A 12,189-nucleotide genomic window follows, 5' to 3' on the forward strand; every position below is an offset into this window, starting at 1 on the left:
ACGCGTGGAGCTAACCGATACTAATTGCTCTTTTCGCGCTTGAGAGTTTCACACCCCCATCGACAACCCTGGGTTGTTGATATCCCGGGTGGATGACAATCCAGCCTTTGTGCACGATTTGAAACCCATTTCCCAAACGCCACACCGGCTTCATTGCTTGGTGGCCATAGCGTCTGTGACCCACCCGATCCCATCCCGAACTCGGCCGTGAAACCAGACAGCGCCGATGGTACTATTGCTCAAGCAATGGAAGAGTAGGTCGCCGCCAGGCATTGAAGCCCGTGTCGCGCTTGCGGAAGTACAAACAAAACCCATTCACATGTCCCCCGTTCTGCCCAAAAGGGCAACCAGCATTGGCGCGGGGTGGAGCAGCCCGGTAGCTCGTCAGGCTCATAACCTGAAGGCCGCAGGTTCAAATCCTGCCCCCGCAACCAATCCCACACATACCAAACCGCTTCAGTCCATCCTGAGGCGGTTTTTTTGTGCGCGTTTTCCAGGGCTTGCGCCCGAGTCGTTCCGCTCTCAACGCGCCGCTCTGGACCCCACCGAACGCCAGGGCGTCGATCTGCTTTGGGGGTATTTTCTGGGGTACTCGCCGCAATCCCAGCAGGGTACCCCCAGATGGCGCGCAAGGAACTCGAAGTCCGCTACGCGACCAGGCGGTAAAAGGACTACAAGCTCCCCGATGGCGAGGGCCCGTACCTGCTCGTCCGGCCCAACGGCTCGAACCTCCGGCGGATGATGTACCGCTTCCACGGCAAGGAGAAGCTGCTCTCCTTTGGTCGCTACCCCGATAGGCGCGGGTAGCGCTGGGGCAGGGGAGGGGCCCCGGCGCCAGCAACACGCCGCCGGCAGGTAAAACCTTCGAGCAGGCAGCACGGGCGTGGCACGAGAACCGCGCGGGCAATCTCGACAAAGGCCATGCCCAGCGGCTGATGACACGGCTTGAGCGCGATGCCTTTCCGGTGCTCGGTGATAGGCCGCTTCACTCCATCACCAGTGCCGACGTGCTCGCGATGATGCGGGCCGTCGAAGCGCGCGGTGCGCTCAACGTCAGCCGGCGGATCAAGCAGCATGTCAGCCAGATCTATCGCTTTGCCATTCCGCAGGGCTGGGCCGATCAGGATCCGGCCGCCTATCTGTCGGACTTGCTGAAGCCCAAGCCGCGGGGGCGGCATATGGCGCGCGAGGGGCTGCAGGAGCTGCCGGCGCTGGTCCGCAGGATCACGACTATGACGGTGAGGAGAACCCGCGGCGCCGCGCCGTTACCCGCGCTGCGTCGCTGTTCACACTGCTGACCTGGGCGCGCACCAATGAGACCCGCCTTGCCTGCTGGGAGGAGTTCGAGGGGCTCGACGGCACCGAACCGCTTTGGCGCTTGCCCATGCCGATCTTGACGACGTCCGCATCCCTACAACAGCGCGACCTACCTTCACCCCGCAGGCGAATGCTGCAGGCCTGGGCGGATCACGTTTGCGGGTTCTTGAGGGTGGGGAACGAGCCGCTTCAGTCGGAGCCTCTTGACCTAGCCCAGATGGCGTGAACTGCGACGATTGCGAAAAGACCTAGCGGCGACAGGCGAATAGCGGCTCCTTGGAGAGTACCGCATACGGCTTTTACAGATTGCTGACCCGCAAAAGGAGCAAACGCTGGCCGGTGCAGTGCGGCTTTCGAGGGACAATGCATCAGTCGTCCACCCGCACCCGCTGCTCGATTCGGCCGAAATAGGCAGCGTCCTCGCCCACCTGCATCGCCACTCGGTCGCCGCGCCCGAGGAAGCTGGTGCGGAATTCGCCGTGGGCGATCCGCTCGATGGCCCGGCGCTCGGAAATGCAGGTGGATCCGACCACGGCGTGATCGGCATTGGAGACCGTGCCCGATCCGATGATCGTGCCCGCCGGCAGGCTGCGGGTGCGGGCGGCGTGGGCGATCAGTTCGTGAAAGCCATAGGCCATGGCGCTGCCATTGGGGCTGCCGAACCATGCCCCGTTGACCGTCACGGTGAGCGGGAGGCAGACGCGGCCGTCCTTCCAGGCATCGCCCAGTTCGTCCGGCGTCACCGCGAACGGGGCGACGCTGCACGCCGGCTTGGCCTGGATCCAGCCGAAGCCGGTCTTCATTTCGACCGGCGCGATGGTCCGCAACGACCAGTCGTTGATCAGCACGATCAGCCAGACATGCGCCAGCGCGTCCTCGGCCGAACAGCCCATCGGCACGGCGCCGGTGACCACGCCGAACTCTCCCTCGAAATCGATGCCGTCGGCAGCGGAGGGGAACGGCGCGTCCTCGGTAGGTGCGAGGAACTGGTGGCTCATGCCCTGGTACATCAGCGGCTTGTCGGTCTCGATCGGGGGCAGGTCGAAGGCCTGCTGCATCAGTTCGCCATGCGTCGGAAACGCCGAACCGTCGAGCCATTGCCAGGTGCGCGGCAGCGGCGCGCGGAGGCCGGCCGGGTCGAGCGGCTCGCCCTCCCCGGCGCCGAGGCACGCCGCGACCCTGTGCAATGCCGGACCGGCGGCGTCCCACCGTTCGAGCGCCGACAGCAGGTTGGGCGCATCGGGTCCGGCGGACATGCAACGCGTGCCGTCCGCAGAGACCAGAACGAGTTCGCCGTCGGGCGTGCCATTGTCGCGGGTGGCTAGGCGCATTGCGGGCATCCTTGTGTCGGGGGCGGCGATAGATCGGCCAGAACTGCATCGACGAGTGTGTCGAGGTCCGGTTCGGCGGTGAATCCCAGCGCCGCTGCGCGCGGCGTGGTCAGCGGGGGGTAGCTGGCGAAGGTGCGGCGCAGCGCCGAGTCCTCGGCATGGGTGATCGCCGCGCCGGGAAAACGGCGCGCGAGAATGGCGACCAGGTCGCCCATCCGCACCCGCAGTGCAGGCAGGGTCACCGGGGCAGGCTCGGCGCCGTCGCCGAGCACAGCGCGGGCGAGGTTGGCCGCGCAGGCACGAGCCGAGCAAAGCCAGCTGGTAGCATCGGGTGCCACCGGAATAACGCAGGACCGGCGCGCCGCTGCCGCATGGAATAGGTCGCTGAGGAAGGCGGAACCGAAGCCGCTGGCCGCCGGGGGACGCGCGACGATCCCGGGCAGGCGCAGGACGGCGCCGGCGATGGCGCCGCGGCGTACTGCATCGGCAAAGGCGAGTTCAACCATGCGCTTGTGCGTGCCATAGACGCTGTCCGGCACCGGCACGGTACAATCATCGACCGTCCCGGCTGGCGCCGCACCAAACACCGCGATCGAGCCGGCCAGCACCAGACGCCGACCCTCCATCGCCTCGATCAGCCGCAGCGGCAGGTCAAGATTGATCGCCCGCGAGGCAGCCGGATCGCGTTCTGCAGCAGCACCGGGGAGTGCCGCCAGATGCAGCAACGCATCGCAGTCGTGCGTCGCTGCCGCGACAATAGCAGGGTCCGTCAGATCGCCTTCCAGCCGGCGTTCCGGACCGGCCTCAGCGAAAGCCCGGTCGACCAGCAACAGCTCGGCGGCAGCACCCATTTGGCGCAGCCGCCGGACGACTGCCCGGCCGACAAAGCCGTCGGCACCGGTGATCGTCACTCGCATCGTCAGCGCTTCAGCTGCTCGTCGAACGCGCCGTCGATCAGGATGAAGGCAATGCGGCAATTCTTGTCCGAGCGGTTCGCCCAGCCATGGTTGGTGCCGCGCTGGATGACGATGTCGCCGGCGCGCACGGTAGTTTCGCCCTCGTCCATGATCAGCACCAGTTCGCCTTCGAGGACGATGCCATAGTCGATCGTCTCGGTGCGATGCATCAGCGCGTGGCGTGAGCCTTCGCCATGCGCCGAGGCGCTGCCGGCGCCGACTTCGGCGAAGTGCGCGCGCGCCTCTTCCGGGGTCATGTTGCGGATGCCGTCGCCTTCGGGCGGAATGTCGAGCACCCGGATGCGGGTGCCGTTCTTCGGGGGTGCAAGCACAATGCCGTCCTCGTGCGGCTCGCCCGAAGCAGCGTCGATGGGCGCGGGCGTCGCCTGGGTGTTCCACACCTCGTGGAACAGCGGGCCGATTGCGCCGCCGATGCGCTGCACGCGCGGCACCACGCCGTCTTCCTGGATGATCGCGCGACCCTGGGCATCATGGCCGGTGACGACGCGGCGAACGGGGTTTTCCATCGTGTTTTTCCTTCAGGCTGGGCTGGGATCGGGGGCGCGGCTGCCGGAAATCGCGGCGGCGACCGCCCCGGCGAGCGCGAGCCCGGTGTAGAAGAGCAGGGTCTGCGGTAGCCCGCCGATGACGGGCACCAGCAGCGCGGTGATGAGCGGTGCGACGAACTGGCCGAGAAAGAAGGCGCCGGTCCAGGCGCCGGTCCCGGACCCGCGCGCGGCGGCGGGCAGACGGCGCATCACCCAGGCAAGCATGTTGGGCAGCATCACCCCGCTGCCGACGCAGGCGAGGACGGCAAAGCCGGTGATCGGCCCGAAGCCGGGCGCCAGCGCCGCGCCGGCATAGCCTGTCGCGACCAGTGCCAGCCCGGCGGCGAGCAGTCGCGGCCCGGCATAGGCCTTGAACCGGCCGAACAGGATGCTGCCGATCGCCACGCCGAGATTGGTACCGGCGGCAGCGATACCGATCAGCGCCGGCGAGGTGACGCCGCTGCGCGCGACGATCGGCCCGACCTGGACGATGATCGTGTAGAACAGCACGCCTACCGCGAGCGTGATCAGCAGCACCGGCAGGAGCGACCCCAGCGGCAACCGAGCCTTGGGCCTAGCATGGGCGGTGCGGTGAACGGGCTCGAACAGGATCGCCGCGACGGCGATCGCAATCGGCAGGGCGACGAGATATAGCAGGAACGGCCCTCGCGATCCCAGCGCCTCACCCAGTGCGCCGCCGATCGCGACCAGCGCGATCGCACTGACGCTGACCGACGCCATCTGGACCGAGAGCCAGCGCTCGCGCCGGGCGCCGTCGAAATAGTCGCCGAGCATCGCGGTCGAGATCGTCATGATCGCCGCTTCGGCGAGCCCCATCACCGCGCGCGCGGCGATGATCGCTGCCAGATCCTGCAGCAGTAACGGCAACGCGCCGATCACGCCGTAGACGAGCAGCGCGAGGAGCAGCACCGGCTTGCGCCCGAGCCGGTCCGACAGCGCACCCGCGACCGGCGAGAACAAGGCGATGCACAAAGCCGGGATGGTCAGCGCCACCGGCACCAGCACCGCCGATCCCGGCACGCCTGCGAACTCGCGGAGCAGCAGCGGCAGCACCGGCACCAGCGCGACGATGCCCATGGTGGGCATAATCGCGGTGAGGATAAGCAGGACCGCATGCCGGCTGGACGCGACCTGCGCTCCTGCTACCCGGTTCATGCGGTGTGGCCGCTGAGAGTTTCGGCGAACCAGTCGGCGATATAATCGCGGCCATAGGACATGTTGTCGGCGCCGACATGCTCTACGCCGCCTTCGCGCGCGGTGAAGATCTTCAGCTCGCGCTTCGGGCTGTTGACCAGTTGGTCGTAGCAGTCGTGCGCGTACTGGACGCTGATCTGGCGGTCTTTCGCGCCGTGGGTGACGAGGAAGGGTACCTTCACGCCATCCATATGGCCGTTGAGGTTCATGTCGGCCGCCTTGGCGAAGAAGTCGTCCATGTCCGTCGCGCCGAATGCCCACATGACGTGCGCCCAGTAATGCGGCACGGGGTTCTCGCCCTCGCGCTTCAGGCGCTTCTGCTGCACCTCCGCCCAATTGTGATTGGCGCCCCAGCAGGCACCCGAGGCGAAGCGGGGTTCATAGGCGACCGCGCGCGGCGCGAAATGGCCGCCCAGCGAGATTCCGGTCATCCCGATGCGCTTGGGATCGACGTCCGGCTGCTGTTCGAGCCAGTCGACGGCCTTCGAAGCCCAATGCTCCGAATGCGGATCGACGGGCAGGTTCTGCAACCGCAGCGCCTCGCCCGATCCGGGCTGGTCGACGCAGAGGGTGGAGACGCCGCGCCGGGCCAGCGCCTCGGGCAATCGCGACCAGTAGAGCAGTTCCTTGCAGCTATCGAGGCCGTTGCAATAGACGACGACCGGCTTCGGGCCCGCGCCCGGCGCGCGGGTGTAGAGCGCCGGCATCGTGCCGGTCTCGAGCGGGATTTCCACCCGCTCGCGATTGATCTTGCCGAGCGCGGTGGAGCGATCGAAGGTCGCGCGCGCCTTGGCATAGGTTTCCTTGCGGCCGGGATGGCCGTGGCCCTGCATCCGCTCGCCAGTGAACAAATAGAGCGCGGCACGCTCCAGCTTGGTCGAGGCGGAGAAGGCGCGGCCGCGCGCCTCGTCCTCGGCGGCGAGCTCGATCAGCTTGTCGGCCATCGCGACCCACTGCGCCATGAACTGCGGCGTGCCGGCGTCGGCGCCCGAGGCGGCCGCATCCTTGATCGGCTGACACATGTCGACCAGTTCGCCGATCTGGCCGCCGCTCTCCATCGCGATCGCAACCGACAGATTCCAGATATAGTTCGGGAAATATTCGAACAACGCCACGGATCAGGCCTCCACTGCCACGAACAGCCCGGGATTGGGCGCGGGGTGCGGCAGCGTCTGCGGGCCGCCGGTGCCGATGCCCCACTGGTCCATGATCAGCGGCGCGGGCGTGTAGACCTGATGCTGATGGGCCTCGAAATCCACCTCTTCCAGCTCCGAGGTATATTCGGTGACGAAGCCGCTCGGCGTCACGAAATAGCTGAAGGTGTTGTTGCCGGCGGTGTGTCGGCCGGGCCCCCAGCCGATGTTGATGCCGTTGAGCTTCAGCCGGTGCGCGCCGCGCATCATGCCGTCGATCCCCTCCATGTCATAAGCGACATGGTTGAGGCAGGCCGGCCCGGGCAGCAGCGCGATGCGGTGGTGCGCGGAGTTGCAGCGCAGGAAGCACATGAAGTCGCCGAGCCAGTCGCTCACCTTGAAACCGAGGACGTCGGTGAAGAACTTCACCGCCGCCTGATGGTCCGGCGAGTGCAGCACGATGTGGCTGATCTTGACCGGCACGCCGTCCCAGCGGGCGATCTCGCGGCGCTGGCCGCGCGCGACGTCGCTGGAGACTTCGAATAACAGGCCATCGGGCGAGAAGAAGCGGAAGCCATAGCCGCCGCCGGGCGTGGTGAGATCGGCGGGCGCGCGCGCGATCGTGCAGCCGGCCTCGATCACTCGCGCATGAAGCGCGTCGACATCGGCGCGGCTGTCTGCGGCCAGCGCGATCACGTCGATCCGGTTCTCCTCGGCCGGACGGAGGCGGACGACATGATGCTCGTCATGCCCCTGCGCCTTGAACCAGGCGAGGCCATCCTCGCTGGGGACGGGTTCGAGACCCCATACCTCTTCATAATAGCGCTTCTCGGCATCGAAGTCGGTGACGGCATAGCCGACATAGCGGATCTCGGTAACGCGGGTCATGAACGGTCTTCCTGAGTGTCAGATGGGTTGGGCGGTGAGGGCGAACATCTCGGCAGTCGCCTTGGCATTATCGACCGGTGGACCCTTGCCGAGCTGGCCGTGACAGATCGCCAGGCTCTGGCGGACGATATAGGCGCAGCGATCGAAGCGGCGGGCGCGATACGCAGTGAAAGCCGCCTCCACCGTCTCGGCCCGATCGAGCTCCTCGGCAAGGACCAGGCTGTCCTCGATCGCCATGCCGGCGCCCTGCCCCAGATGCGGGGTGGTCGCGTGCACGGCATCGCCCAGCAGCACCACGCGGCCGCGATGCCACGGCCCCTCGATCAGCATGCCTTCCAGCGGCCGATAGACCACGCCGTCATCGTCGGTGATCTGCTCGGCGAGCGCGCGGATCGCCGGCGCACACTCGGCCAGCTTGGCGCGCATGGTCGCGGCCAGCCCTTCGCGTGGATAGCGCGGATTGTCCGGCTCCGGCGTCGTTACATACATGTACATCAGGCTGTCGCTGATTGGCACGAAGCCGACGCCGGTCGGGCCGTTATAGACCTGGAGCGCATCGAGGTCGGCGAAGCGCGGGAAATTGTAGCGCCACACCGCCTGGCCGGTGAACTGGGGCCGCTCGGCATCCGGAAACAGGGTGGTGCGGGTCTGCGAATAGACCCCGTCCGCGCCGATCACGATATCGTAGATCCCGCTGCTCCCGTCGGAGAACGTCACCGCGACCTGCTCGCCATCGTCGACGATGGTCTCCGCGGTGATGCCGAGGCGCACCTCGGCGCCGAGCGCGATCGTGCGGTCGCCCAGCACCTTGTGCAGCGCGGGCCGGCCGATGCCGACATTGGCGGGATACCCCTCGAGCAGCCGCGGCGCGGGTACCCGGGCGACCTTCACCCCGTCCGGCCGGAAGATCTCCACCGCATCGAACCCGACGCCCGCGTCCAGATAATCGTCGAGCAGGTCCAGCGCCTTCATCGCGCGGAGCACATTGGCCTGCTGGATGATGCCGACCCCGTACACCGACCAGTCGGGATCGCGCTCGATCACCTCGACCGCGAAGCCCTTCTGACGGAGCGCAATGGCGGCGGTAAGCCCGCCAATGCCGCCGCCGATGATGAGGATCTTGAGAGACTGCATGGACACTTTCCTCAGAATTTCGACGTGACCCGCACGCCGTACGTTCGCGGCGGCGAATAGACGGCGAGCGCGGCCGAGCCGGCGCTGTAGATCTGCGCACTTGCCTGGTAGCGTTCGTTCTCGATGTTGCGGACATAGGCGGCGATCGACCAGCGATCGTCAGCCGAGCCGAAGGCGATCTGGGCGTTGCTTACCCAGGTCGCGCCGACCAGTTGGTTGGGCATATATTCGAAGCCGACCACCCGGCTGGAGCGGTACTGCGTGTCGGCCGAGAGCACGGCCTTGTAGTCCCCCAGCGGCACCGTCTGCTGCGCGCCGAGGTTCATCGTCCATTTGGGCGACAGATAGGCGGTGCGGCCCGAGCAATCGATATCGTAAGTCCCCGGCGTCGCGCTGACACGATAGGGGCAGCCGGTCACCGGCGGCGTGGCGCCGATCGGCTCGCGATAGACGAAGCTGTCATATTTCGCGTCGAGATATTGCACGTTCGCGCTGAGCAGCGTCGTCGGCGTGGCGAGAAGCTGGGCCTCCACCTCGACGCCCTTGTTGGTCGACTTGCCGACATTCTCGGTGAACTGGCCCTGGTTGCCGTTCTTGTCGATCCCGGTGTGGTTGACCTGCTGGTTGCGGTACTTCCACAGGAAGGCCTCGACGTTCAGCTGCAGCCGGTTGTCGAAGAACCGGTTCTTCATCCCGATCGTGTAGGCGTCGATATATTCGGGCTGAAACGTCTCGTATCCGGCCGAAAGGGCGAAGCCGCCCGAGCGATAGCCGGTCTCGTAATTGGCGTAGAGCAGCGAGTGCAGACCGACATCGAACTCGGCACCGAGGTGATAGGTGAGACGGTCGTTCGACAGCGTTGTGTTGACCGGCGTCACCGCGTGGATCAACAGCGCGCCCGTCGCGCCGATCGGCCGCGCCTGGTTGTCCGGCACGCTGGGGTAAATCGAGGTCGGCAGGTCCTGGTAGCGGCCGGTCGAGGGCAGCAGCGGCGCCGTCGGGCAGCTAGGCCGCCCCTGCACGACCGCAAGGCAGCGAACGAGGAAGACATCGGCGCGGCCATCAAAGTCCTTGTCGTCCTTGGTGTAGCGCAGGCCACCGATCAGCCGCAGGCGATCGCCCAGATTGGCGGTGAGCCGGCCGAACCCGGCATAGGATTTGGTGCCCGAGGTGAACTGCTGATAGGCGTTCAGCGCCTGCTGGGCATAGAGATAGGTCGCCGCTACGGACTCGTCGAAATAATAGGCGCCGAGCATGTAATCGAAGATGCCGATACGCTTGCCGGCGAAGCGGACTTCCAGGCTCTTCTGCTCGTCGGTCTCGGCGACATCGCCGTAAAAGGCCGGCACCGCGAAGCGATTGTCGAGCTTGGAATAGCGCCAGGCAGGGATCACGGTCAGCGTCCCCGCGCCGGTGCGCAGGCTGATCTCGGCATTGGCGCCGTAGTAATTGTTGTCGAGATAGGGCTGCACGTCGAGCGGTGTGAGGGTGCGACCGGCAAGCCCGCTGAACAGCGTCTGGCGATAGGCCTGGGCATCGGCCGAAAACAGCCCGCTGTCCGGTCCGAAGCCGGAGGGCACGAACAGATTGGTCGTGCCGTTGAACACGATCCGGCCGGCATAGGTAGAGCCCGGGCCCTTGCCGCCGCTATGCGAGAAATCGCCGCCGACGCGCACGGTAAGGTCCGGCGTCAGCTCGCTGAGGAACTGGACGCGCAGCGCCTGGGTCTTCTCGTCGCTGGTGCCGTCGTTCTGGTAGCCGTCCCGGCTCACCACATTGCCGGCGATGCGCATCGCGCCATGCTCGCCCATCGCGACGTTCACCGCGCCCTGGACGTTGACCGCGTCGTAATTGCCATAGCTCGCCGTGACGAAGCCGCTGTTCTCGCCGATCTTTGGGCGGGCCGGCAGCACGTTGATCGCGCCAGCGGTGGCGTTGCGGCCGTACAGAGTGCCCTGCGGCCCCTTGAGCACCTCCACCCGATCGAGATCGTAGAAGATGCCGGAGGTCGAAGTCGCGCGGCCTAGATAGACGCCGTCATAATTGAAGGCGACCGCGGGGTCGCTATAGCCGTTGACGGTGAAATTGCCGACGCCGCGCAGAAAGAAGGTGGTGTTGGCGCCGCCCTGCGGCTGCGCACTGAGCGACGGCACCGAATTGCCCAGTTCGTTCGAGCTGGTAAGGCCCTTGCTGACCAGCTGATCGCCAGTAACCACCGCAACGGGAATGCCCGCGCGCTGGAGATTTTCCGCCTTGCGCTGCGCGGTCACGATGATTTCCTGCAGCCCCTGCTTGTCCGCCGCGCTGCCTGCCTGGCCTGCTTGCTGCTGCTGCGACGTCTCGCCGGCTGTGGGTGCCTCGCTCTGCGCGTGCGCCTGCGTCGCGATGCCAGCGATCGTTAGCGCCAGTATCGAACTGGTCCGCCTCCATGCCCGATTCACATCCATTCTCCTGATACGCGGATCTTTGTTTGTCCGCCGCTGCCGAGAATGGGTCGCTTTTGACATTAATCAAAATTTTATTATTTTATGATTATCCAGTCATAGGATTGATGCATGCGGCTCGATCGCTTCGACCTGAACCTGCTCGTCGCCTTCCACACGCTGATGGAAGAACGCAGCGTCACCCGGGCGGCCGAGCGTCTCCATCTCACCCAGCCGGCGATGAGCGCGGCGCTGCGGCGGCTACGCGACTCGTTCAACGATCCGCTTCTCGTTGCCAACGGCAAGCAGATGGTGCCGAGCCCCCATGCGCAGGAACTCGCTCCCCGGGTAGCCGAGATCGTGGCGAATGCCCAGGCGCTGATCTCCAGCTCGACACTGTTCGATCCGCGGACTTCGCGGCGCAGCTTTCGGATCGCGGCGTCGGACTATGTCACGTCCATCGCCATCCAGCCGCTGCTTGCGGAGATGGCGGTGCAGGCGCCCGGCATCCGCTGCTCGGTAATCCCGCCGCATCCCGGCGCCACCGAGCAGATGGAGCGCGGCGAGGTTGATTGCATCATCTCGCCCGAGCAATTTCAGGCACACGGCCATCCGACGGAGCTGCTGTTCGAGGAGGACCATGTCCTGCTCGGCTGGGCCGAGAATCCGCTGTTCGCCAAGCCGATCTCGGAGGCCGAGTATCAGGCCGCCGGCCATGTAGTGGTGGAGCTTTCGAACACGCCGGCCTTTGTCGAGCAGTTCGTCCGCGCGCGCGGCGACATCCGGCGCATCGAGGTGACCGTGACGTCGTTCACGCTGGTGCCCTGGCTGCTGCCCGGCACGCAGCGGATCGCGCTCGTCCATGCCCGGCTCGCACGTCTTTTCATGGGCAAGCTTCCGCTTGCGATCGCGCCGCCGCCCTTTCCGCTTCCCAAGATGCGGGAACTGATCCAGTTCAGTCGCGCCAGGGCGAGCGATCGCGGGCTGGTCTGGCTGCGTGAGCGGCTCCGGCATCATGCCGGCGCGACGGCGGCGGCGGAGTGTTTCGATACATAAGCAAGTGCACAGTGAGCGATCCGCCCCATGTAGGACAGCCGCCTTGCGAACGCTTATTGGCTTCTTGCTACATCAATTTTATGTCGCGTGCCTAAAAGCCATCAACGCGGTTTATCAAAATCCATCACTTCTTTGACTTTGATGGTCAGGCCTCTAGCGTGGCATTGGTATGACCAATAACAAACGGG

11 protein-coding genes, 1 tRNA gene and 1 rRNA gene are annotated in these 12,189 nt (G+C 66.0%); 5 read left to right on the forward strand and 8 right to left on the reverse strand.

Going from position 1 to position 12,189, the window contains the following annotated elements:
* The first annotated feature begins 156 nt into the window (after positions 1–156).
* From rrf to ACT53M_RS19105, 4 genes are all read left to right on the forward strand, one after another.
* Positions 157–271, forward strand: a 5S ribosomal RNA gene (rrf, locus tag ACT53M_RS19090).
* Positions 272–357: 86 nt separating this feature from the next.
* A tRNA-Met gene (locus tag ACT53M_RS19095) sits at positions 358–434 on the forward strand.
* Between the two features lie 268 nt (positions 435–702).
* Positions 703–807 carry a hypothetical protein gene (locus tag ACT53M_RS19100; protein WP_476235524.1) on the forward strand — a complete coding sequence of 35 codons (105 nt, stop codon included), beginning with the start codon at positions 703–705 and terminating at the stop codon, positions 805–807.
* Between the two features lie 2 nt (positions 808–809).
* On the forward strand, positions 810–1,298 hold the full coding sequence (locus tag ACT53M_RS19105) for a tyrosine-type recombinase/integrase (RefSeq protein ID WP_476235526.1): 489 nt from the start codon (positions 810–812) through the stop codon (positions 1,296–1,298).
* Between the two features lie 387 nt (positions 1,299–1,685).
* Here ACT53M_RS19105 and ACT53M_RS19110 read toward each other — a convergent pair whose 3' ends face one another.
* Genes ACT53M_RS19110 through ACT53M_RS19145 form a run of 8 tightly spaced genes read right to left on the reverse strand, consistent with a single transcriptional unit; the run spans position 1,686 to position 10,963 of the window.
* A complete protein-coding gene (locus ACT53M_RS19110) occupies positions 1,686–2,648 on the reverse strand; it encodes a fumarylacetoacetate hydrolase family protein (RefSeq protein WP_476235455.1) in 963 nt (320 codons plus the stop codon).
* A complete protein-coding gene (locus ACT53M_RS19115) occupies positions 2,639–3,565 on the reverse strand; it encodes an NAD-dependent epimerase/dehydratase family protein (RefSeq protein WP_476235457.1) in 927 nt (308 codons plus the stop codon). Before ACT53M_RS19115 ends, ACT53M_RS19110 begins: the two co-directional genes overlap by 10 nt.
* Before the next feature lie 2 nt (positions 3,566–3,567).
* Entirely contained in the window at positions 3,568–4,131 is a 564-nt protein-coding gene (locus ACT53M_RS19120) for a cupin domain-containing protein (protein WP_476235459.1), read from the reverse strand.
* A 12-nt stretch (positions 4,132–4,143) separates the two neighbouring features.
* Positions 4,144–5,328: an MFS transporter gene (locus tag ACT53M_RS19125; protein WP_476235460.1), complete on the reverse strand. Its 1,185-nt coding sequence runs from the start codon at positions 5,326–5,328 to the stop codon at positions 4,144–4,146.
* Complete coding sequence (locus ACT53M_RS19130) at positions 5,325–6,482, reverse strand: alpha/beta hydrolase family protein (RefSeq protein ID WP_476235462.1); 1,158 nt, start codon at positions 6,480–6,482, stop codon at positions 5,325–5,327. The genes ACT53M_RS19125 and ACT53M_RS19130 overlap by 4 nt, the downstream gene beginning before the upstream one ends.
* Before the next feature lie 3 nt (positions 6,483–6,485).
* Positions 6,486–7,388, reverse strand: coding sequence for a VOC family protein (locus tag ACT53M_RS19135; RefSeq protein WP_476235464.1), 903 nt, complete (start codon positions 7,386–7,388; stop codon positions 6,486–6,488).
* An 18-nt stretch (positions 7,389–7,406) separates the two neighbouring features.
* Positions 7,407–8,522 carry an FAD-dependent oxidoreductase gene (locus ACT53M_RS19140; protein ID WP_476235466.1) on the reverse strand — a complete coding sequence of 372 codons (1,116 nt, stop codon included), beginning with the start codon at positions 8,520–8,522 and terminating at the stop codon, positions 7,407–7,409.
* 11 nt (positions 8,523–8,533) lie between these two features.
* Entirely contained in the window at positions 8,534–10,963 is a 2,430-nt protein-coding gene (locus tag ACT53M_RS19145; RefSeq protein WP_476235467.1) for a TonB-dependent receptor, read from the reverse strand.
* Between the two features lie 114 nt (positions 10,964–11,077).
* Here ACT53M_RS19145 and ACT53M_RS19150 point away from each other — a divergent pair, with 114 nt between their 5' ends.
* Positions 11,078–12,001, forward strand: coding sequence for a LysR family transcriptional regulator (locus tag ACT53M_RS19150; RefSeq protein WP_476235469.1), 924 nt, complete (start codon positions 11,078–11,080; stop codon positions 11,999–12,001).
* Positions 12,002–12,189 lie beyond the last annotated feature (188 nt).

The sequence above is a fragment of the Sphingomonas sp. DMC6 genome (genome assembly GCF_056314225.1).

What these genes read in the sequence shown, in the direction of transcription:
- ACT53M_RS19140 (WP_476235466.1), bottom strand. Translation starts at nt 8,522, where the DNA reads ATGCAGTCTCTCAAGATCCTCATCATCGGCGGCGGCATTGGCGGGCTT.
- ACT53M_RS19125 (WP_476235460.1), bottom strand. Translation starts at nt 5,328, where the DNA reads ATGAACCGGGTAGCAGGAGCGCAGGTCGCGTCCAGCCGGCATGCGGTC.
- ACT53M_RS19135 (WP_476235464.1), bottom strand. Translation starts at nt 7,388, where the DNA reads ATGACCCGCGTTACCGAGATCCGCTATGTCGGCTATGCCGTCACCGAC.
- ACT53M_RS19115 (WP_476235457.1), bottom strand. Translation starts at nt 3,565, where the DNA reads ATGCGAGTGACGATCACCGGTGCCGACGGCTTTGTCGGCCGGGCAGTC.
- ACT53M_RS19150 (WP_476235469.1), top strand. Translation starts at nt 11,078, where the DNA reads ATGCGGCTCGATCGCTTCGACCTGAACCTGCTCGTCGCCTTCCACACG.
- ACT53M_RS19110 (WP_476235455.1), bottom strand. Translation starts at nt 2,648, where the DNA reads ATGCGCCTAGCCACCCGCGACAATGGCACGCCCGACGGCGAACTCGTT.
- ACT53M_RS19120 (WP_476235459.1), bottom strand. Translation starts at nt 4,131, where the DNA reads ATGGAAAACCCCGTTCGCCGCGTCGTCACCGGCCATGATGCCCAGGGT.